The following is a 21843-nucleotide window of genomic DNA, read 5'->3' on the forward strand; positions in this document are numbered from 1 at the left end:
GCGTGCCGTTATTCAGCGGTATCGCTGGTCAGGCTGCCCAGTCCGTGGCGGTGGAGCTTCGAATAGAGGCTCTGTCGGCTGAGGCCCAGGATTTCGGCCGCCGAGGCGCGATTGTCCGACGTGAAATCGAGTGCCGCCTCGATGCACAGCCGCTCGATAAGGTCGGTGCTTTCGCGCACGATGTCCTTCAGCGGCATGCGCCCGACGAGTTCGGTGAGCTGCTCGACCGAGCGCGGTGCCTCGCGCCCCGGTTCGGCGACCTCGCCCAGCCGCCGCGCGACGACACGGATGCTGAAGCCGTAATGCGAGACCCCATCCGCGCCCGGCACCGCAACGCCCGAAAGCTCGACTTCTTCGGTCGCGCCGTTCGATCCGCGCACGATCGAGGCGACGTTGCGCACGCTGCCATGTTCGCGCAGCTGCGCGCCGATCAGGTCGAGATCGATGCCCGGCCTGCCCAGCCAGCGATCGAGCATACGCCCCGTCAGCCGGTCGGCGGCGGGAACTTCGGCGAGCTCGACGAACGCCTGGTTCGCGGTCAGCACGCGCAGCTCGGCATCGGCAAGCACGAAGGCATCGGGCATCCGCTCGACTACCTCGCCGACCGGGTCCGGTCGGCGGTCCTGCCCTGCTCCCGCGTCGATCCGCAGCAGCAGCGCGGCAGAGCGACCTTGGCGAAAGGGCGTGGCGGTCAGCTGCGCTTCGCCAAGCCCCTTGCGCAAGGCAAAGGTCGCGCTTGTCGGCGTGGCTGCGGCTTCGGCGGCGCCCAGATAGGCGAGCAAGGGCTCGCGATCGCTGGCGGCGACCAGCCCCGTCATCGCCTGATCGACCAGCGATCCCGCACGCACGCCGAACAAACGATGCGCGGCCGCATTGGCTTCGCGCACGCGGCGGTTTGCCGTGTCGACGATCAGCACCGCCTCGTGCGCCATGTCGAACACCATGCGGTAGCGCGCCTCGACCTGTCGCAGGCGGATATAGTCGCGCTCGAGCAGCTGCTGCGTCTGGAGGAGCCGCTGCTGCGCCACGGCGGCGCCGCGCATGTCGCGGCCGATTGCGATGCGCCGCCCGTCATCGCCAAGCGCAAGCGCGAGATAGCGGATCGGGACGTCGCCGCCCGCCGTCATGTGATTGACCTGCCGCCAGCGCGCCGGCTCGCCCGCCTCGGCCATCATCTCGGCGATCTTGGGCTGGCTTTCGGCCGTGACGGTCTGCGCCCAGGGGCGGCCTTTCCAGCCGCCGAAACCGAGCCTTGCCAGCTCGCGATCGCTGACCGACACGTCGAGGATGACGCCCGCCGCGTCGAGGATCAGCGTCACGTCGCCCGCCGCCGCCAGCACGCGTGCGGCAGCCCCCGCATCGAGCGGTCCTGGAGAGCGCTCGGGGGTGGAAAAGCCGCTTGGGCCACCGGGTGCGGGGTGTCTGGTCATCGACGTGCCGCAACGCTCCTGGAAACCAAAATAGTCAGTCGGGACAAGCCACCTGGCTTGCCGATATCGCCAGCAGCCGATCGGCCGCCGCCACCGCGGCGCGCGCATCGCCCGCGGTGCCGTCGGCCCCCAGCCGCGCCGCCAGCATCTGGTCGCCCTGCAAGGCGTGCCCGCCGAGCATCACCTTCAACGAAGGGTTGCGCGAAGCCGCACGCATGCCGGCAATCAGCGACGGCAGCGACGCGATATGGCAGGTGCAGGTCGCGGTCAATCCGGCAACGTCGAACCACCCGCCGGCTAGCACCTCGTTGATTGCGGCCGGATTTTCGGGCGCGATGCGCAGCGTGTCCCAGCCGGCACGCGCGAACATCTCCTCGACGATGACCGTCCCGAAGCCATGCTGATCGCCGGGCATCGGCGAAAACAGCGCGCGCGGCGCAATGCCGGCGCGCGGCGCGACCGGCGGCGCGCCCCGACCGGAAAGCGCGTGCACCGCCTGTTGCAGCCGCCACAGCCCCATCGTCACGTCGACGAAATCGCAGCGATCCTCGACCCAATATTCCCCCAGCCGACGCGCGGTGGGCGCCAGCAGGTCGACGAGCAGCGTCTCGACGCAGACGCCGTCGTCGGCGAGCCGCTCGACCTGCGCGACGAGCTCGTCGCCCTCGACCGCCAGCGCGAGACCGGCGAACATCTCGACCATATGCGCATCGACGGACAATTGGCGGCGCGGCCGGATGCGCTGCAGCGCGCCGGTGCCCATCAACCTCGGTATCACCTCGCCTGTGATGATCGCCGACAACGACACGGCGGCACGCGCAGCCGGCTGGCGACGTACCGGATCATGCCGGTCGACCGTCGGTCGCGTGGAATAGTTCGTCGCCATGCCCGGGCACTCCTACGGCCGGATCGAGCAAATCATACACGGCGGAGTCGCTCTCGGTCGCGACCCTCGTCACGCCGGAGGCTATGCCTCGAACATGCCACCCGCAACCCCATAACGATGCGGCAGCGCAACAAACTGTCTTATTTACTGGACGTCAGTTTGGTTTGACACTTTGATGCCCGCGTGCGTAGGATCGGCGCACGGGAAAGGCAGGGCAACGTACCATGCGGGCCGATGGCGGGATCGAGGAAAGCGAGGGCGGGCGGCAGCGCCAGCCGCTCTACACGCCCGATCAGCGCCGCCGGCGCGACGCCACGCGCTGGACGCTGGTGCAGGGCGTGCTCGCGCCCGTGCAGTTCGCGCTGTTTGCGGCAAGTCTCGTGCTGGTGGTGCGCTATCTTGTCACGGGCGCGGGCGAAGACGCGGCCGCCTGGTCGATCGTCGCCAAGACGATCGCGCTCTATGCGATCATGGTGACGGGTGCCGCTTGGGAGAAGGCGGTGTTCGGCCAATGGCTGTTCGCCCCCGCCTTCTGGTGGGAGGACGCCTTCAGCATGATCGTGCTGGCACTGCATACCGCCTATCTGGTGCTGCTGTTCGCCGGCTGGGGCACGCCAGCCGAACAGATGGCCGTCGCGCTGGCAGGCTATGCCGCCTATGTCGTCAATGCCGGCCAGTTCGTGTGGAAGCTGCGACTGGCGCGACTCGATGCGCCGCGCCTGGCGGTGCCGGGATGAGCGGCGCGCTCGCCTCGGGCTGTGCCGCGCCCGTCGGTATCGAGCGGCCGGTGCTGCGCGAGCGCGGCCAGCGCGAGGTGTTCTGCGGCCTGACGGGCATCGTCTGGCTGCATCGCAAAATCCAGGACGCCTTCTTCCTCGTCATCGGCTCGCGCACCTGCGCGCATCTGCTGCAATCGGCGGCAGGCGTGATGATCTTCGCCGAGCCGCGCTTCGGCACCGCGATCATCGAGGAGCGCGACCTCGCCGGCCTCGCCGACGCCAATGCCGAACTCGACCGGATGGTCGCGCAGCTGCTTGCGCGGCGGCCCGAAATTCGCATGCTGTTTCTCGTCGGATCGTGCCCCAGCGAAGTCATCAAGCTCGATCTGGCGCGCGCCGCGCAGCGGCTCGATACCGCGCATGGCGGGCAAACGCGCGTGCTCGCCTGGTCGGGCAGCGGAATCGAGACGACCTTCACCGAGGGCGAGGATGCTTGCCTCGCATCGCTGGTGCCCGGCCTGCCCGAAACCGACGAAAGCCGCCTGCTCGTCGTCGGCAGCCTGCCCGACATCGTCGAGGACCAGTTCGCGCGCATCTTCGCCGCGCTCGGCATTACCGCCGATTTCCTGCCGGCGCGGCGCGCAGGCGCGATGCCGGCGATCGGCGCGTCGACGCGCTATCTGCTCGCCCAGCCCTTTCTGGGGGCGACAGCGCAGGCGATCGAGGCGCGCGGGGGCCGGCGGATCGACGCGATCTTCCCGTTCGGCGCCGAAGGCACGACCGAATGGCTGCACGAAGCCGCGCGCGCCTTCGGCGTCGACGAGCTGCATTTCCGCACAACCATCGCGCCCTTGCGCGAACGCGCCAAGCGCGCGCTGGCGCCGTTGCGCGATCGGCTGGCGGGCAAGCGAATCAGCTTCCTGCCCGATTCGCAGCTCGAGATTCCGCTCGCGCGCTTTCTTTCCACCGAACTCGGCATGGTGCCCGTCGAAGTCGGCACGCCCTATCTGCACCGCGGCCACATGGCACGCGAGCTCGCACGGCTGCCCGCGGATGTGCGGCTGAGCGAGGGGCAGGATGTCGATCGCCAGCTCGATCGCGTCCGCGCGGACCGGCCCGACCTCACCGTCTGCGGCCTCGGCCTCGCCAATCCGCTCGAGGCCGAGGGGCTGGCAACCAAATGGGCGATCGAACTGGTGTTCTCGCCGATCCACGGCTTCGATCAGGCCGCCGATCTGGCCGATCTGTTCGCGCGCCCGCTGCGCCGGCGCGATGTGCTGCGGCTGGAGGGCGCGTCATGCAGCTGACGCTATGGACCTATGAAGGCCCGCCGCATGTCGGCGCGATGCGCGTCGCGACGGCGATGGAGGGCGTGCACTATCTGCTCCACGCCCCGCAGGGCGATACCTATGCCGATCTGCTTTTCACGATGATCGAGCGGCGCGGCAAGCGCCCGCCCGTCACCTACACCACCTTTCAGGCGCGCGATCTGGGCAAGGATACCGCCGAGCTGTTCCAGGCGGCGGCACGCGATGCGATTGACCGATTCGCCCCGCAGGCGCTGATCGTCGGCGCGTCGTGCACTGCCGAGCTCATCCAGGACGACCCCGCCGGGCTGATGGCGGCGATGGACCTCGACCTGCCGGTGATCCCGCTCGACCTGCCGAGCTACACACGCAAAGAAAGCTGGGGCGCGAGCGAGACCTTCTACCAGATCGTCCGGCACTTGGCCGATCGCACGCTGGCACCGCCACCGCGCGAAGGGCGCCGGCCGTGCGTCAACCTGCTCGGCGCCACCGCGCTCGGCTTTCGCCACCGCGACGACGTGATCGAAGTGACGCGGCTGCTGAACAGCATGGGCGTCGACGTGCATGTGACCGCGCCGATGGGCGCATCGCCCGCCGATATCGCCCGGCTGGGCGAAGCCGACGCCAATGTCGTGCTCTATCCCGAAACCGCCGACACCGCGGCGCGCTGGCTGGAGCGCACATTCGGCCAGCCGATGATCCGCACCGTGCCGATCGGCCATGGCGCGACGCACGATTTCATCGCCGAGGTCGCGCGCGTGCTCGGCATCGCCGCCGACGCGCCCGATGCGTCGCGGATGCCGTGGTGGAGCCGTTCGGTCGATTCGACCTATCTCACGGGCAAGCGGGTGTTCGTGTTCGGCGACGCGACGCACGCCATCGCCGCGGCGCGCGTGGCGCGGGACGAGCTCGGCTTCACCGTCGTCGGACTGGGCTGCTACAATCGCGAATTCGCGCGCGAGCTGCGCGCCGCCGCCGCACTCTACGGCGTCGAGCCGCTCGTCACCGACGATTATCTGGCGGTCGAGGCGGCGATCGCCGCCGCCGCGCCCGAGCTGGTGCTCGGCACGCAGATGGAGCGCCACATCGCCAAGCGGCTGGGGCTGCCCTGCGCGGTGATCTCGGCGCCCGTCCACGTCCAGGATTTTCCCGCGCGCTACAGCCCGCAAATGGGCTTCGAGGGCGCCAACGTGCTGTTCGACAGCTGGGTGCATCCGCTGGTGATGGGGCTCGAGGAGCATCTGCTGACGATGTTCCGCGACGATTTCGAGTTCGCCGACGAGGCGGGCGCCAGTCACCTCGCCGCCCACGCCCCCGCGGCGCCCGCCGTGCGCACGGAGGAAAGCGGATCCGAAGCGGCGGCCGATCGTCCGGGCGAATGGACCGCCGAGGCCGAGGCCGAACTGCGCAAGATCCCGTTCTTCGTGCGCGGCAAGGCGCGCCGCAACACCGAAATCTATGCCGCAGAGCGCGGGCTGGCGCCGATCGGTATCGACACCCTGTATGAGGCGAAGGCGCATCATGCCCGCTAGCGCCCCCCTCCACGTCGTCATCGTGACGCTCGACAACCATCTGTCTGGTGCGGTCGAGCGCGCCGCCGCGCGCTTCGCCGCCGAGGGCAGCGGCATCACCATCGGCTTCCACGCGGCCTCGGACTGGGATCGCGATCCAGCCTCCCTGCCCGCCGCCATCGCCGATATCGGCCGCGCCGACATCGTCATCGCGACGATGCTGTTTCTCGACGACCATATCCGCGCGATCCTGCCCGCCATGCAGGCGCGGCGCGAGGCGTGTCACGCGATGCTGGGGCTCATGTCGGGCGCCGAAGTGGTGCGGCTGACGCGCATGGGCGCCTATCGCATGGACGCGCCCGCCAAGGGGCCACTCGCGATGCTCAAGAAGCTGCGCGGATCGGCCAAGCCCGGCCAGTCGGCGGGCGCCGGGCAGATGCGGATGCTGCGCCGGCTGCCCAAGCTGCTGCGCTTCATCCCCGGCACCGCGCAGGACGTGCGCGCCTATTTCCTGACCCTGCAATATTGGCTGGCGGGCAGCGACGCCAATGTCGCCGACATGATCCGCGCGCTCGTCGATCGCTACGTGCCCGGCGAACGGCGCGGCCCGACCGCGCAGCCGCCACGCGACTATCCCGAAGTCGGCGTATATCATCCCGCGCTGCCCGGCGGCATCGCCACCGACAGGCGTGCGCTGCCGCGGCAGGCCAACGCACACGGCACGATCGGGCTGATTTTGCTGCGATCCTATCTGCTGGCGGGCGACGCCGCGCATTATGACGGCGTGATCGCCGCACTCGAGGCGCGCGGGCTTGATGTCGTACCGGTGTTCGCCAGCGGCCTCGATGCACGGCCTGCGATCGAGGCGTATCTGACGCGCGACGGACGGCCGAGCGTCGATGCGATCGTGTCGCTCACCGGCTTCTCGCTCGTCGGCGGTCCGGCCTATAACGATGCCGATGCCGCGGCGGCGGTGCTCGCCGCGCTCGACCTGCCCTATGTCGCGGCGCACCCGATCGAGTTCCAGTCGCTGCAGCAATGGGGCGCCGGGCGCGCCGGGCTACTGCCGATCGAGGCGACGATGATGGTCGCGATCCCCGAGCTCGACGGCGCGACGCAGCCGATGGTGTTCGGCGGGCGATCGGACGGATCGGGGCCGTGCAGCGGCTGCGAGCGCGGCTGCGCGCTGCCTGTCGCGATGGCGCGCGCGATGCACGCCTGCCCCGAGCGCGCCGCGACGCTGGCGGCGCGTGTGGCGAAGCTGGTGGCGCTGCGCGCCACGCCGCGCCCCGAGCGCCGCACGGGCATCGTGCTCTTCAACTTTCCGCCCAATGCCGGCGCCACCGGCACGGCGGCGCACCTCGCGGTGTGGGAATCGCTTTACGGCACGCTCGCGCGGATGGCAGCCGAAGGCCACCATGTCGAGCTGCCCGCCGATGTCGATGCGCTGCGTGCTGCCGTGCTCGAAGGCAATGCCGCGCGCTTCGGCGCCGACGCCAATGTCCATGCGCGCATCGCCGCCGACGATCATGTCCGTCGCGAGCCGCATCTGGCGGCGATCGAGGCGCAATGGGGTCCGGCACCGGGCCGCCATCAGGCCGATGGCCGCACCATTCATGTGCTGGGCGCACGGTTCGGCAACGTGTTCGTCGGCATCCAGCCCGCCTTCGGCTTCGAGGGCGATCCGATGCGGCTGCTCTTCGAGGGCGGCTTCGCCCCTACCCATGCCTTTAGCGCCTTCTACCGCTGGCTGCGCGAGGATTTCGGCGCGCATGCGGTGCTGCATTTCGGCACGCACGGCGCGCTCGAGTTCATGCCCGGCAAGCAGACGGGGATGAGCGCGCGCTGCTGGCCCGACCGGCTGATCGGCGACCTGCCCAACCTCTATCTCTACGCCGCCAACAACCCGTCCGAAGGGCTGCTCGCCAAGCGCCGTTCGGGGGCGACGCTGGTGAGCTATCTCACGCCACCGCTCGCGCGTGCCGGGCTCTACAAGGGGCTCGCCGACCTCAAGCTGCTGATCGAGCGCTGGCGCACCGCCGACGCCGCCGACCGCACGCTGCTGGCCGAGCCGATCGCCGACGCCGCCGCCGCGCTCGATCTCGACGGCGGCGACGTGGCGGCGCTCGCGGCGCGCCTCTACGAGATCGAATGCACGCTGATCCCCGACGGGCTGCACGTGCTCGGCGCCGCTATGCCGGCCGAGCGCCGCGACGCGTGGCTCGCCGCAATTGCGGAGGGCAATCCCGACGCCGACACCGCGACGATCGCCACCCGGCTTGATGCCAATGACGAACTGGGCGCACTCATCCGTGCGCTCGACGGCGGCTATGTGCCCCCCGCCCCCGGCGGCGATCTGGTGCGCACGCCCGATGTGCTGCCGACAGGCCGCAACCTGCACGGCTTCGATCCCTTTCGCGTGCCGAGCCGCTTCGCGCTCGACGAGGGGCGCGCGGCAGCCGACCGCCTGCTGGCACGGCACGTGGAGGATCACGGCCGCCTGCCCGCGAGCGTGGCGATGGTGCTGTGGGGCACCGACAATCTCAAGACCGACGGCGCGCAGCTTGCGCAGGCGCTGGCGCTCATGGGCGCGCGTCCGCGCTTCGACGGCTATGGCCGCCTCGCCGGCGCCGAGCTGGTGCCGCTGGCCGAACTCGGCCGTCCGCGCATCGACGTGGTGGCGACGCTTTCAGGCATCTTCCGCGACCTGTTGCCGTTGCAGACGCGGATGCTCGCCGAGGCGGCATGGCTGGCAGCGAGCGCCGACGAGGCCGCCGCCGAAAATCATGTCCGCGCGCACGCGCTCGCCTTCGCCGCCCAACATGGCTGCGACCTGGAAACCGCCGCGCTGCGCGTATTCTCGAACGCCGAGGGTGCCTATGGCGCCAACGTCAACCAGATGATCGACGCCGGCGGCTGGACCGATCCCGACGAGATCGCCGAGATGTTCGAGCGTCACAAGGGCTTCGCCTATGGCGTGAAAGGCGCGCCGGTGCGCCACGCCGCGCTGCTCAAGTCGCAACTCGCGGGCGTCGAGGCGACCTACCAGAATCTCGACTCGGCCGAACTGGGCGTCACCGACATCGACCAGTATGTCGATACGCTGGGCGGCATCAGCCGCGCCATCACGCGCGCGCGCGGCGACGCGGCGCCCATTTACATCGTCGACGCCACACGCGGGGCACCCAGGGTGCGCACGCTCGGCGAGCAGGTCGATCTCGAGACGCGGACCCGCATGCTCAATCCGGTGTGGAGCGAGGGGATGCTGCGCCACGGCTTCGAAGGTGTCCGCCATATCGAGGCGCATGTGACCGCGACGATGGGCTGGTCGGCCACCACCGATCAGGTGAGCCCTTGGGTCTATCAGCGCATCAGCGAGACCTATCTGCTCGATCCCACAATGCGGGAGCGGCTGGCGGCGCTCAACCCGCGCGCCTCGGCACGCATGGCCAACCGGCTGATCGAGGCGAGCGACCGCGAATTCTGGCGCCCCGACGCCGATACCCTGGCAGCACTCCATGCCGCGAGCGATGCCATCGAGGACGCGCTCGAAGGCGTGTCGGCGGCGGCCTGAAAGGAACGATGATGGCACTCGACGATCCGATCCGCCGACCGCCAGATGGCGAAGGCAGCGTGCAGGTGCGGCTCGATCCCGTCGATCGCATCGGAACCGCCAAGGTATTTGCCGTCTACGGCAAGGGCGGGATCGGCAAGTCGACCACCTCGTCCAACCTCTCGGCGGCATTCTCGAAGCTCGGCAAGCGCGTGCTGCAGATCGGCTGCGATCCCAAGCACGACAGCACGTTCACGCTCACCAAGAAGCTGATGCCGACGGTGATCGACGTGCTCGAAACGGTCGATTTCCACCATGAGGAGCTGCGGCCCGAGGACTATATGTTCGAGGGCTATAACGGCGTCATGTGCGTCGAGGCAGGCGGGCCGCCCGCGGGCACCGGCTGCGGCGGCTATGTCGTCGGGCAAACGGTCAAACTGCTCAAGCAGCATCATCTGCTCGAGGATACCGATGTGGTGATCTTCGACGTGCTGGGCGACGTGGTGTGCGGCGGGTTCGCCGCCCCCTTGCAACATGCCGAGCGCGCGCTGGTGGTGGCGGCCAATGATTTCGACAGCATCTTCGCGATGAACCGCATCGTCGCGGCGATCCAGGCCAAGGCGAAGAACTACGAAGTGCGCATGGCCGGCGTCATCGCCAATCGTTCCGCCGCGACCGACGAGATCGATCGCTTCAACGCAGCCACCGGGCTTCAACGCCTTGCGCATTTCCCCGATCTCGACGCGATCCGCCGCAGCCGCCTGAAGAAATGCACGCTGTTCGAGATGGACCAGACCCCCGAAGTCGCCGCCGCGTGCGACGAGTATCGCCGCCTCGCCGCGCATCTGTGGGCAGGCACCGACGCGCTCGACGCGCAGGCGATGAAGGATCGCGACATCTTCGATTTCCTGGGGTTCGAGTGATGACCCCCAGCTACGCGCTCTATCGAAACCGGCTCGAAACCTATTTCGATCGCACTGCCGCCGCCGCATGGGAGCAGCTCACGTCCGACGCGCCGGTCAGCCGCATCCGCGCGACGGTGCGTGCCGGGCGCGACCGTATGCGCGACACGCTGCTCGGCTGGCTGCCCGCCGACATGACCGGCATGCGCCTGCTCGATGCCGGCTGCGGCACCGGCGCGCTGGCGGTGGAGGCCGCGCGTCGCGGCGCCGAGGTGGTGGCGATCGACGTCGCGCGCAATCTGGTCGAGGTGGCGCGCCGCCGCGCGCCCGAGGGGCTGCCGATCGAATGGCGTGTCGGCGACATGACCGATCCTGCGCTCGGCCGGTTCGATCATGTCGTGGCGATGGATTCACTCATCCATTACCCCGCCTTCGACGTCGCCGAAGTGGTGCGCGATCTGGCCGACCGCACCCAGAGATCGGTGCTGCTAACCTTCACGCCCGCAAGCCCCGCGCTCCGGCTGATGCATCGCCTGGGTGGCCTGTTCCCGCGCGCCGATCGCGCGCCCGCGATCGTGCCCACCGATCCACGCCTGCTGCGCACGCTCATTCACGCCGCGCTGCCCGCCGCGCATATCGCGCGCAGCGAGCGCGTGTCGAGCAGCTTCTACATCAGCCAGGCGATCGAGGTGGTGCCCTGATGTCCGGCGGCACCGCCATGTGGCAGCGGCTCGGCTCGCGCTTCCTGCCCTTTGCCGATGCCGCCAGCCCCGAGCTGCCGCTCGCGCGCATCCTGCGCCTGTCGCTGTTCCAGGTATCGGTCGGTATGGCGGCGGTGCTGCTGACGGGCACGCTAAACCGCGTGATGATCGTCGAGCTGGGCATGGCGGCCAGCCTCGTCGGCGCGATGGTGGCGTTGCCGCTCGTGTTCGCGCCGCTGCGTGCGCTGATCGGCCATCGATCGGACCATCATCGCTCGGCGCTCGGCTGGCGGCGCGTGCCCTATATCTGGTTCGGCAGCCTGTTGCAGTTCGGCGGCCTCGCCATCCTGCCCTTCGCAATGCTGGTGATGTCGGGCGGCGCGCAGGGGCCTGAATGGATCGGCCATGCCGGCGGCGCGATCGGCTTCCTGATGGTAGGCGCCGGGCTGCACATGACGCAGACCGCCGGGCTCGCGCTCGCTACCGATCTCGCGCCCGAGGCGACGCGCCCGCGCGTCGTGGCGCTGCTCTACGTCATGCTGCTCGGCGGCATGCTGGTGGGCGCGATCGTGATTGGCGGGCTGCTTGCCGATTTCACGCCGACGGCGTTGGTGCAGGTCATCCAGGGCGCCGCGCTGCTCGGGCTGATGCTCAACATCGTCGCGCTGTGGAAGCAGGAACCGCGCGACCGCACGCGTGCCGTTGCGGCACGCGACGCCGCGGCGGCTCCCGGCTTCGGCACGCTGTTCGCGAAGCTGCTGGCGCAACCGCGCGCACGCCGGCTCTATTGCGCCGTCGCACTGGGGGCGGCAGCCTTCGCGATGCAGGACGTTCTGCTCGAGCCCTATGGCGGCGCGATCCTGGGGCTGTCGGTCGCCGCCACCACCTCGCTCACTGCCTTGTGGGCGTTCGGCATGCTGGGCGGCTTCGCGCTGGCCGCGCGCGCAATGGGCAGCGGCGCCGATCCGATCCGCCTCGGCGGCTATGGCGCGGTGGCGGGCATCGGCGCGTTCGCGCTGGTGCTGTTCGCCGCACCGCTTGGCCAACCGTTGCTGCTCGCAGCCGGCGCGGCGTGCATCGGCTTCGGTGCCGGACTGTTCTCGGTCGGCACGCTCGTCGAGGCGATGGCGCTGGCCGAGCGCGATACCGCCGGCCTCGCGCTCGGCGCCTGGGGCGCGGTACAGGCGACCGCGGCGGGGGTCGCGGTGGCGACGGGCGCGATCGCGCGCGATCTTATCTCGGCGGGTGCGGTCGACACGCGCTTCGGCGCCACGCTGGCGCATCCGGGCACCGGCTACGGCGCGGTCTATACTTTCGAAATCCTGCTGCTGTTCGGCACGCTGGTGGCGCTTGGGCCATTGGCGCGCGGCCGCGAGATGCCTTCCACCCGCTTCGGCCTTGGCCAGTTCCCGACCTGAGGAGACGCCCGATGAATGTCCTCATCACTCCCTATCTCGATGTGGCGTTGCTCACGCTGTACGCGTTCTTCCTCTTCTTCCTGGGGCTCGTTGTCTATCTGCGGCGCGAAGACCGGCGCGAGGGCTATCCGCTCGAGGACGAGATGTCGGGCCGGCTCGACACGATGGGCGGCCCGCTCTTGCAGGCCAGCCCCAAGACGTTTCGCCTTCCCTTCGGTCACGGCACCGTCACGACGCCTACCAAGGGCCGCGAGCCCGTCGAGATCGCGGCGCGCCGCATCGATCGCTTTGCCGGCGCGCCCTATGCGCCCACCGGCGACCCACTGGTCGACGGCATCGGCCCCGCGGCATGGGCCGAGCGCGCACGCCGGCCCGATCTCGACTGGGAAGGCCATCCGCGCATCGCGCCGCTTTCGGCGGGCGACCAGTTCTGGATCGCGAGCGGCGATCCCGATCCGCGCGGCTATGCCGTGGTCGCCGCCGACGGGCGCACCGTTGGTACCGTGAGCGACCTGTGGATCGATCGCGCCGACCGGCTGATCCGCTATATCGAGGTGTCGCTGGGCGACGTCGCGGGGCGCGGCGTGCTCGCGCCGATGTTCATGGCCACCGTCGAGCGCGGCCGTCGCCGCGTGGTGATCGACGCGATCAATGCCGAGCAGTTCGCGCGCGTTCCGGCTCCCGAGGGCGAGCGCGTACTGACGCTCTACGACGAGGAGCGCATCCAGGCCTATTATGGCGGCGGCTATCTCTATGCCAGCCGCGACCGGCAGGAGCCGTTCCTGTGATCGCCGAGCACGAGATCGAGCCGATCCGCGGCCTGCCGGGCCAGCTGCCGCCGGGCGAGCGCATCCTGTGGCAGGGCAGTCCCGAATGGCGCACGCTGGCACGCACCGCCTTCCACACGCGCGGGATCGCCGCCTATTTCGCGATCCTCACCGGCGTTGCGCTGGTGACGGGTGCGGGAGCATTCGGCGTTGTCGCGACGGGCGCGTCGGGCATCGTCGCGGTAGCGCTGCTCAACCTGCTGGCCTGGGCGACGGCGCGCGGCGCGGTCTACACACTGACCGACCGTCGCGTGGTGCTGCGCATCGGCGTGGCGCTGCCCAAGTGCATCAACCTGCCGCTCGCCAGCATCGGCTCGGTCGATCTGGCGATGCGCCCCGGCGGCAATGGCGACGTCGCCCTGGCAGTCGAGGGCGCGCAGGCGCTGGGCTATGCCGCGCTCTGGCCGCATGCACGCGCATGGCATGTGGCGCGCCCGCAGCCGATGCTGCGCAGCATCGCGCAGGCCGATCGCGTCGGAGCTATGATTGCGCGCCATTGTCTGGCGGCGCAGCCGGGTGGCAGCTTCAGCCCCGCAGCCGCAGCGACGACGGGCGATCTGCCGCCAAAGGCGATCGCGGCATGACCGCGCGCAGCCACGCCAACACCGTACCGCGCGGCGCGCTGCTGCTCGCCGGCGGACTGGTGGGGTTCACGCTGCTCGCCACGATCGGCTTCCGCGCCGCCGGTCTCGACCCCGCCGCATCGCCCGTCGCCGAGCGTGTCGCCAACCGCGCGCAACCGCTCGCCCAGCGCACGCTTGTGTTCGCCGACCTGCCCGATGGCGGCGTGCGGATCGCGGATGCGGACGGCGCCGTCACGATATTGCCGGCAGGCGGGCAATCGGGCTTCATCCGCGGCGTGATGCGCGGGCTGGCACGCGACCGGCGGATGCGCGGGCTTGGCGCCGATGCCCCCTTCGCGCTGACCGCGTGGGACGATGGCAGCCTCTCGCTTGCCGACAGCGCAACGGGGCGCATCGTCGAGCTCAACGGCTTCGGTCCCGACAACCGCGCCGCCTTTGCCGCACTGCTGGAGATGCCGCGATGATTCGCCGCCGATCGTTCGAGACGCGTTGCCGCGTCGAGGTCGAACATAGCGACCGCTTCCTGTGCGCGCATGTCGAGCTGGAGGGCGAGGTGGCGCTCGAACCCGGCGACAGCGTGCGCGTGCATGGTCAGCCGATCGCGGTGCCCTTCGGCGAGCGCCGGGTGTTCGAGCGCACCGCCACTGTCGAGCGCGCGAGCCTCGCCGAGCGGCTGTGGACGCGCATCGCCGGCCATTTCGAGATGACCGAACTATACGAAGTCAGCTTTTCCCCCGGGAGCCGCCCATGACCGCCGCCGCGCTACGCCTTGCCGAAGCCCCCGCCACGCCCGCTGCCGACACGATGGCGATCGCGCGGGAAGACACGGTCCTCAGCCCGCGTTTCTACACCACCGATTTCAAGGCGCTCGACGCGATCGACGTGTCGAGCGTGCGCGCCGAATGGGATGCGCTGATCGCCGAGATGGCCGCCGATCCCAACAAACATCATTTCCGTCGCACGGGCAGCTTCGCCGGCGTGATTGAAGGCCTGCCGCCGGCGCTGCGCGCCGAGTTCACCGACTTCCTCGTCAGCTCGCTTACCGCCGAGTTCTCGGGCTGCATCCTCTATGCCGAGATCGCAAAGCGCGCGAAGAATCCCGACGTCAAGCAGCTGTTCCGGCTGATGAGCCGCGACGAAAGCCGCCATGCCGGCTTCATCAACGATGCGCTCAAGGATGCCGGCGTCGGCATCGATCTCGGCTTCCTCACGCGCGCCAAGAAATACACCTATTTCCGGCCGAAATTCATCTTCTACGCGACCTATCTGTCGGAGAAGATCGGCTATGCGCGCTACATCACCATCTACCGGCATCTGGCGCGCAATCCCGATCGGCGCATCCACCCGATCTTCGACTGGTTCGAGGAGTGGTGCAACGACGAGTTCCGCCACGGCGAAGCCTTCGCGCTGCTGATGCGCGCCGACCCGAAGCTGCTGTCGGGCTTGAACAAGCTGTGGGTGCGTTTCTTCCTCGTCGCGGTCTATGCCACGATGTGGGTGCGCGACCACAACCGGCCCGAATTCCACGCCGCGCTCGGCATCGATCCGAGCGACTATGACCGGCAGGTATTCCGCATCTGTTCGGAGATCAGCCGCCAGACCTTTCCGATGATGCTCGATACCGACAGCGCAGGCTTTCAGCGTGGGCTGGTGGCCATGCAGCGCGCGGCCGCCCGGATCGAGCGCGGCAAGGCGCGAGGCGGGATAGCCGGCGCCATCGATCGCATCGCCGGCACCGCTGCGGCCGGCTTCACCTTCGCGCGGCTATACTGCACGCCCGTGCGCAAGACCGCGCTGCCCGCACAGATCCGGCTCGCGCCCGCATGGTGATCGCCGCGCCGCTCCTGTTCGCGCTCGCTGCCTGGTTCCTGGGCACCGCTGCGGTCGTGTGGCTCAACAGCCGCGCGCCCGCGACGTTCGCGCGCAGCCTGAGGATCGGTGCGGTGCTCTCCCTTGCCGCCACCTTGTGGCTGGCGGTGCTCGTGCGCGACCCCTCGCCGGCAGCCGCCTATGCGGCGTTCGCGGCGGCGATCGTCATCTGGGGTTGGCATGAGCTCGCCTTCCTGACCGGCGCGGTGATGGGCCCCAACCGCACGCTCTGCCCCGCCGGGCTTGCCGGCTGGCCGCGCTTCCGCGCCGCAACCGCGACGGTAATCCATCACGAAGTCGCGCTGGCGGCGCATCTGGCGCTGATCGCCGCGATCGGCTGGGAGCAGCCCAACCAGACCGCGACTGCGGCCTTCGCCGCCCTGTTCGTGCTTCGGCTTTCGGCCAAGCTCAACCTGTTCCTCGGCGTCGCCAACCTGTCCGACGAGGTCTTTCCCGCGCGGCTGGCCTACCTAAAGTCGTATTTCGGCGCGCGGCGCTGGACGCCATTCTACATCGTGTCGCTCATCGGCGGCGGCTGGCTGATATGGACCGGATGGACGATGGCGCAGGCGGCGAGCGGCGGTGCGGCGACGGGCGCGATGCTGGTGACGGGGCTGGCGACGCTGGGCCTGGTGGAACATGCATTGCTGATGCTGCCGCTCAGCGATGCGGCGATGTGGCGCTGGGCAAGCGCTGCGCATACGAGCGGGGTGCGACCCGCCATTTCGATCGACGAGAGGGGATGACGATGGACTATGAGGCTTTCTTCACTCGCGAGCTCGATACGCTGCGCGACGACGGCCGCTATCGCATCTTCGCCGAGCTCGAGCGGCGGCGCGGCGCCTTTCCGCAGGCGCGCTGCTTCAATCACGAAGGCGTGGAGCGCGTCACCGTGTGGTGCTCGAACGATTATCTGGGCATGGGCCAGCACCCCGCAGTGCTCGATGCGATGCACGAGACGCTCGACCGCTGCGGCGCGGGCGCCGGCGGCACGCGCAACATCTCGGGCACCACGAGCGCGCACTGCGAGCTCGAGGCCGAGCTGGCCGATCTGCACGGCAAGGAAGCGGCGCTTTTGTTCACTTCGGGCTATGTCTCGAACTGGGCGGCGCTCGGCACGCTGGCGGCGCGGCTGCCCGATTGCGTCGTGCTGTCCGACGCGTGCAACCACGCCTCGATGATCGAAGGCATCCGCCACAGCCGCGCCGAGCGGCACGTGTTCGCGCACAGCGACCCCGAGGATCTGAACCGTCGCCTCGCCGACATCGACCCCGCGCGGCCCAAGCTCGTCGCCTTCGAGAGCGTCTATTCGATGGACGGCGACATCGCCCCGATCGCCGAGATACTCGACGTGTGCGAGGCGCATGGCGCGATGAGCTATATCGACGAAGTGCACGCCGTCGGCCTCTACGGTCCGCGCGGCGGCGGCATCGCCGAGCGCGAAGGGCTGATGGACCGCATCACCGTGATCGAGGGGACGCTGGGCAAGGCGTTCGGCGTGATGGGCGGCTATATCGCGGCGTCGGCGGCATTGTGCGATTTCGTGCGTAGCTTCGCCAGCGGCTTCATCTTCACCACCGCGCTGCCGCCCGCGCTGGCCGCCGGCGCCACCGCCAGCATCCGCCACCTCAAGGCCTCGAACGCCGAGCGCGAGGCGCATCGCGAGCGCGTCGCGCAGGTTCGCCGCCGGCTCGACGCGATCGGCATCCCGACGCTCGACAATCCCAGCCACATCATCCCGGTGATGGTGGGCGACGCCAAGAAGTGCAAGCGCATCAGCGACTGGCTGATGGAGCAGCACGGCATCTATGTGCAGCCGATCAACTACCCCACCGTACCCGTCGGCACCGAGCGGCTGCGCCTCACCCCTTCGCCCGTCCACAGCGACGGCGATATCGACCGGCTGGTGCGCGGCCTGAGCGAAATCTGGTCGATGTGCGAACTAGCCCGCCGCGACATGGCAGCGTAGCGCGGGCTACGGCGCGCCGCCGCTGAGCAGCAGCGCGACGATTGCAGGATCGCGTGTGGCGCGCGGATTGGCGCGGATCGCGGCTTCCTCGCGGCCGATGGCGCGAAAGATGCTGCGGCTCGCCAATGCCGATGCGGTGCGCGCGAGCGCGAGATATTGCCCGCCGCCGCCCGCGCCGGCGATCGCGCCCAGCACTTCGATCATGTCGCCGCTTAGCCCTGCGCTGAACTCGGGGAACATCGCCTCGACCAGCCGGTCGCCGACCTGCGCTTCGAGCAGATCGGTTGCCGCGGTCGGGCCGCCCCGCGCCAGCGCCAGCGCATCGCTGAAGGTCATGCGCCGGATACCGTCGAGTACGATCGGCGCGGCACGATCGGCCGCCTCGACGGCGATGTCGTTGAGCGCGAAGGCGATGCGCCCGCGCACCGCGTTGGTGCGCAGCACCGCACCGAGCACGTCGCCTTCACGCCCGCTGGCTGCAGGTGGCTCGATGCGCGTCAGCTGATCGTCGTAGAAGCCGCCCGGCTCGGTCAGTCGCGCAAAGGCACGCTGGCTCGACAGGCTGAGCAGGCGATAGACGCCTTCCTCGAGCGAAAAGCCGCCGGGCAGCGTGGCACAGGCGGCGAGCGGCGCGATCGCGATGGCGGCGATGACGGTGCGGCGAGTCGGTTCCATCGCCGCGATGTGGCGCAGCGTGGCTGAACCGGTGATTGCTCTATTCGCGCAACTGGCGGCGCAGCCGATGCGCGGCAAGCCATACCCCCGCGACCACCACCGGCACCGCCACCGCCATAGCGAGGGCGCGTGCCTCGCCGAACAGCGGATAGCCGGCATAGCCGATCAGCGAGACGAGGTAGTAGCTGATCGCCACCACCGAGAGCCCCTCAACCGCCTGTTGCAGCCGCAACTGCATGCGCGTGCGCCTGTCCATCGATTCGAGCAGGTCGCGATTCTGCTTGGCGAGCGCGATGTCGATGCGCGTGCGCAACAGCGAGCTCGTCCAGGCGGTGCGCTGTTGCAGGTCCTCGAGCCGCGCGGCGAAGCTTTCGCAGGTGCGAAGCGCCGGCGCCAATCGCCGCTCGGTAAAGTCGGCAAGCGTCTGGAATCCGCGCACCGCGCCGATGCCGAGGCTCGCCAGCCGCTCCATGCTCAGCTGCGCATAGGCGCGCGTGGCGCTCATCCGGTATCGCGTGTCGGCGACGAGGCGCGCCAGCTCGGCGGCAACGGCGGTGAGCTCGTCGAGCAGCGTGTCGTCGCTCGCGCCGCGTTCGGAAACCTGGTGCGTCAGCGCCGCCAGCCGCGCCTCGATGGTGCTGACCTGCGGGGTGAGCGACTGCGCCATCGGCAGCCCCAGCAGCGCCATGTTGCGATAGTTGCCCAGCTCCTGAAGCCGCATGACGAGCTGCGCCGCCTCGTCGCCTTCGAGCCCCTGATCGGCGATCAGCAGTCGCCCATAGCCATCGGCATGCAGCTTGAAGTCGGAAAGAATGCGTGCGTGGCCGTGCGCGACGTCGCACAAGGTAAGCGCGGCGGGATCGAACCAGCGCGCCGCCGCCGCCCGATCGGGCAAGGCGCTGCCCTGCGGCAGCAGCGCGATGCGCGTCGCGCGGATCACCTGGCCGGGAATGCCGGCGATCAGCGCGCGCTCGGCGGGGCCGAGTATCGCATCGTCGAAGGGGCGCTCGAACGAACCGGGGTGGATCAGCATCCAGCTGGCAAACTCGGTATGCCCTTCCCAGACGAGCGTCGACCCGTCGATGCCGAGCACGCAGAAGCGCGCACCTGCCGAGAGCACGCGGCCATCGCGCGCGGCGAGCTGCTCGACGATCGCGCGCCCGTCGCGCGCCGCATCAGCATCGGTCAGCGCGACGATCTGCACCATGCGGCATGGCGCATCGATATGCGGCAGCCGGCGCACATGCATCTCGGCCGCAAGGCTGGCGCGCAGCGGGTGGCTGCGCGCGGGCAGGTCGTGCATCGCATCCCCTCGCTTGCCCGCGCACCGGCGCGGCGATTGGGTTCAGCGCGTCGTCGCGGGTTGCGCTGCCGGACTGTTCGCCGGCGGTGCCTGCGCCGGGCCGGTATTCACCGCCGCCGGCGCATCGAACTGGCGCGCGGTCGCGGCGCGAGCCGCCGCACCGCCGACATCCTCGGCAGTGGCGACGGCGCCGACGGGTCCGCGCAACGTCGGCGCGCGCGCCAGCATGCTCACGCCGGCCAGCGGCTTGTTGAGGCCTTGGTGGCAGGTCATGCAGTTGATCTTGTACGGATCGCCCATCGGCCCCTTGCGGTTGGCGGGGAACACCGGCGTCAACGGCGTGATGTGCGTATCGTTGATGTCGGCCACCATGCGGATGCCGTAATAGGCAGTCGCACGCTGGGCGCGGCTGAGGTTCCAGGCCCCCAGCGACTGCGTGTTGTGGCAGAAGGTGCAGTTGACGCCGAGCGATGACGACAGGTGCATCATATAGGCGTAGTTCGCCTCGGCATCCTTGACCGACTTGTTGCCGCTGGCCGCGGGATAGATCTGCTTGCCCGCCACGCGCGAGCTGTACTCGCCCTGCGCGAACAGGCTGAACGGATCGCCGGGGAGCGAGGCGTAGCCTACATTGGCGTTGGGCTGGTTCTGCCCCATCCGGTTGTTGCGGCTGCCCGGATCGTCGGTTTCCATCATCGCCCAGTTATACTGGGGCACGCCGTTGCCGCGGTGGCAGGTCCAGCACGTGACGCCCGTTGCCTGCACGTGGCTCGCCCATTGCGAATTGACGTCCCAGGTCATGCGGATCATCTGGCGCGCCACCACCTTCTGATACACTTCGTCGGAGGCGAGATTGGCCGGGTTGTGGCAATAGTTGCAGCCCTGCTCGGGCGGCGCGACCCATTGCGTGATCTGCGCCATCAGATGATTGAAGCGCTCGGCCGAAAGGTCGCCCAGCACCTGCACATTCTGGTACACCTCGCGCGCGCGGGGCCCGGTATCGGCGGGCAGCGCATAGGGATCGGCGGGGATCGCGGCTTCCTCGCGGATGTCGGACACGTCGGTCACCTGCGCCATGCCGGTGCCGCGATAGCCCGTCTGCGTCACCGCCTTCGGCCCCAGATCGCAGCCCGCCAGCACCAGCGCGGCGCCGATCGGTGCCGCCGTCATCAATCGCGCAACGCTCATGGCTGGGTTCCCTGTGCAAGAGCGGGATCGGCAAGGCCGGTGATCGCGGGATCGGCGACGCCGGTGCCCGGATAGGCGGGTGCATAGCCGTGCTGCACTGCCCATAGATACCAGTTGTCGACGACGGTGCCCGTCAGCAGGATGCCGATGCCGCCGGTGAGCGTCGTCAGCACCGCGAACCACCATGCCCAGCGATGGATCGATTCCATCGTGGCGTTGAAGCCCATCGTCCAGCGCCAGAACAGGGCGGCGCGCTCGGATGCGGTGCCGCGATCGGTGATCTGCTCGATCTCACGCTCGCCGCCATAGCGGCCGACCGCCAGGATCGTCGCGCCGTGCATCGCGAACAGCAGCGTCGAGCCGTAGAGGAACGCGATCGAGAGCGCGTGGAAGGGATTGTAGAAGAGGTTGCCGTAGCGGATCGAAAAGGCCGCGGTCCAATCCAGGTGCGGGAAGATGCCGAAGGGCACGCTCTCGGCCCAGCTGCCCATCAGCAGCGGACGGATGAAGCCGATCACCACGAACAGCCAGATGGCCGACAGGAACGCCCACGCGACATGCGTGCCCATGCCGAGCGCCCGCGCGCGGATATAGGTGCGTGCCCACCACAGCAGCACGCTGACGGTGAGAAAGAAGCCCGCCATCTGCCACCAGCCGCCCTCGTTGAGCGGCACGAACAGCGTGAAGCCCCATTCGGGCGCCGGCGGCTCGAGCGCCAGCCAGAACAGCTGGCGCACGAACTGCACCGGGTTCCAGTCGACGCTGGCGAGCATGTTGAGCCCGATGATCTCGAACGCGAGAAAGCCGCAGATCAGCGAGGCGATGCCGAGCTTGCCGAGATAGATGGGGCCGATCTGCGCATTGCCGAACTTGCCCATCCAGTAGCTGAAGCCGGGCTGGCCGGTGCGGCCGAAGCTCGCGTCGCGAAGCGGCGGGCCGAATTCGGGTGCGGCGCGCAGCTGCACCTGCGTGAAGAGGTTCTGATAGCGTGCCATGTTCGC

The 21843-nt window shown here is 69.4% G+C and carries 20 protein-coding genes; 14 read left to right on the plus strand and 6 right to left on the minus strand.

Annotated elements, in window-relative coordinates:
• Positions 1 to 8: 8 nt before the first annotated feature.
• Both ppsR and FBR43_RS09295 read right to left on the minus strand, forming a co-directional pair.
• On the minus strand, positions 9 to 1430 hold the full coding sequence (gene ppsR, locus FBR43_RS09290; protein WP_136942880.1) for a transcriptional regulator PpsR: 1422 nt from the start codon (positions 1428 to 1430) through the stop codon (positions 9 to 11).
• 34 nt (positions 1431 to 1464) lie between these two features.
• Positions 1465 to 2316: a cobalamin B12-binding domain-containing protein gene (locus FBR43_RS09295; RefSeq protein WP_136942881.1), complete on the minus strand. Its 852-nt coding sequence runs from the start codon at positions 2314 to 2316 to the stop codon at positions 1465 to 1467.
• Between the two features lie 224 nt (positions 2317 to 2540).
• Here FBR43_RS09295 and bchF point away from each other — a divergent pair, with 224 nt between their 5' ends.
• The 14 genes from bchF to hemA are packed head-to-tail and all read left to right on the plus strand — an operon-like array spanning position 2541 to position 17676.
• Positions 2541 to 3053, plus strand: coding sequence for a 2-vinyl bacteriochlorophyllide hydratase (gene bchF / locus FBR43_RS09300; protein WP_136942882.1), 513 nt, complete (start codon positions 2541 to 2543; stop codon positions 3051 to 3053).
• Positions 3050 to 4342 (plus strand): ferredoxin:protochlorophyllide reductase (ATP-dependent) subunit N, encoded by a 1293-nt coding sequence (locus tag FBR43_RS09305; RefSeq protein ID WP_136942883.1) that lies wholly within the window; start codon positions 3050 to 3052, stop codon positions 4340 to 4342. Before bchF ends, FBR43_RS09305 begins: the two co-directional genes overlap by 4 nt.
• Entirely contained in the window at positions 4333 to 5874 is a 1542-nt protein-coding gene (gene bchB, locus FBR43_RS09310; protein WP_136942884.1) for a ferredoxin:protochlorophyllide reductase (ATP-dependent) subunit B, read from the plus strand. Before FBR43_RS09305 ends, bchB begins: the two co-directional genes overlap by 10 nt.
• Positions 5864 to 9427: a magnesium chelatase subunit H gene (locus tag FBR43_RS09315; protein WP_136942885.1), complete on the plus strand. Its 3564-nt coding sequence runs from the start codon at positions 5864 to 5866 to the stop codon at positions 9425 to 9427. Before bchB ends, FBR43_RS09315 begins: the two co-directional genes overlap by 11 nt.
• An 11-nt stretch (positions 9428 to 9438) precedes the next feature.
• A complete protein-coding gene (gene bchL, locus FBR43_RS09320) occupies positions 9439 to 10329 on the plus strand; it encodes a ferredoxin:protochlorophyllide reductase (ATP-dependent) iron-sulfur ATP-binding protein (protein WP_136944125.1) in 891 nt (296 codons plus the stop codon).
• Positions 10329 to 11009, plus strand: a complete 681-nt coding sequence (bchM, locus tag FBR43_RS09325; protein ID WP_394344023.1) for a magnesium protoporphyrin IX methyltransferase — start codon at positions 10329 to 10331, stop codon at positions 11007 to 11009. Before bchL ends, bchM begins: the two co-directional genes overlap by 1 nt.
• Positions 11009 to 12427, plus strand: coding sequence for a BCD family MFS transporter (locus FBR43_RS09330; RefSeq protein ID WP_136942887.1), 1419 nt, complete (start codon positions 11009 to 11011; stop codon positions 12425 to 12427). Before bchM ends, FBR43_RS09330 begins: the two co-directional genes overlap by 1 nt.
• A gap of 11 nt (positions 12428 to 12438) precedes the next feature.
• Positions 12439 to 13215, plus strand: coding sequence for a photosynthetic reaction center subunit H (gene puhA / locus FBR43_RS09335; protein ID WP_136942888.1), 777 nt, complete (start codon positions 12439 to 12441; stop codon positions 13213 to 13215).
• Positions 13212 to 13838: a photosynthetic complex putative assembly protein PuhB gene (gene puhB / locus FBR43_RS09340; RefSeq protein ID WP_249276523.1), complete on the plus strand. Its 627-nt coding sequence runs from the start codon at positions 13212 to 13214 to the stop codon at positions 13836 to 13838. The genes puhA and puhB overlap by 4 nt, the downstream gene beginning before the upstream one ends.
• Positions 13835 to 14302, plus strand: a complete 468-nt coding sequence (gene puhC, locus FBR43_RS09345) for a photosynthetic complex assembly protein PuhC (RefSeq protein ID WP_136942889.1) — start codon at positions 13835 to 13837, stop codon at positions 14300 to 14302. The genes puhB and puhC overlap by 4 nt, the downstream gene beginning before the upstream one ends.
• Positions 14299 to 14589: a hypothetical protein gene (locus tag FBR43_RS09350; RefSeq protein WP_136942890.1), complete on the plus strand. Its 291-nt coding sequence runs from the start codon at positions 14299 to 14301 to the stop codon at positions 14587 to 14589. The genes puhC and FBR43_RS09350 overlap by 4 nt, the downstream gene beginning before the upstream one ends.
• Positions 14586 to 15668, plus strand: coding sequence for a magnesium-protoporphyrin IX monomethyl ester (oxidative) cyclase (gene acsF / locus FBR43_RS09355; RefSeq protein WP_136942891.1), 1083 nt, complete (start codon positions 14586 to 14588; stop codon positions 15666 to 15668). Before FBR43_RS09350 ends, acsF begins: the two co-directional genes overlap by 4 nt.
• Positions 15662 to 16453 (plus strand): putative photosynthetic complex assembly protein PuhE, encoded by a 792-nt coding sequence (gene puhE / locus FBR43_RS09360; protein WP_249276524.1) that lies wholly within the window; start codon positions 15662 to 15664, stop codon positions 16451 to 16453. Before acsF ends, puhE begins: the two co-directional genes overlap by 7 nt.
• A 2-nt stretch (positions 16454 to 16455) precedes the next feature.
• Positions 16456 to 17676, plus strand: a complete 1221-nt coding sequence (gene hemA / locus FBR43_RS09365) for a 5-aminolevulinate synthase (RefSeq protein WP_136944128.1) — start codon at positions 16456 to 16458, stop codon at positions 17674 to 17676.
• Between the two features lie 6 nt (positions 17677 to 17682).
• Here the strand turns inward: hemA and FBR43_RS09370 are convergent, their stop codons facing one another.
• The 4 genes from FBR43_RS09370 to pufM are packed head-to-tail and all read right to left on the minus strand — an operon-like array spanning position 17683 to position 21837.
• Positions 17683 to 18351, minus strand: a complete 669-nt coding sequence (locus FBR43_RS09370) for a DUF4197 family protein (RefSeq protein ID WP_169542560.1) — start codon at positions 18349 to 18351, stop codon at positions 17683 to 17685.
• Positions 18352 to 18391: 40 nt separating this feature from the next.
• Entirely contained in the window at positions 18392 to 19654 is a 1263-nt protein-coding gene (locus FBR43_RS09375) for a DUF3422 family protein (protein WP_136942893.1), read from the minus strand.
• Between the two features lie 42 nt (positions 19655 to 19696).
• Positions 19697 to 20842, minus strand: a complete 1146-nt coding sequence (gene pufC, locus FBR43_RS09380; protein ID WP_136942894.1) for a photosynthetic reaction center cytochrome PufC — start codon at positions 20840 to 20842, stop codon at positions 19697 to 19699.
• Entirely contained in the window at positions 20839 to 21837 is a 999-nt protein-coding gene (gene pufM / locus FBR43_RS09385; protein ID WP_136942895.1) for a photosynthetic reaction center subunit M, read from the minus strand. The genes pufC and pufM overlap by 4 nt, the downstream gene beginning before the upstream one ends.
• Positions 21838 to 21843 lie beyond the last annotated feature (6 nt).

This window comes from Sphingomonas baiyangensis (genome assembly GCF_005144715.1).
Taxonomy (GTDB): domain Bacteria; phylum Pseudomonadota; class Alphaproteobacteria; order Sphingomonadales; family Sphingomonadaceae; genus Sphingomonas; species Sphingomonas baiyangensis.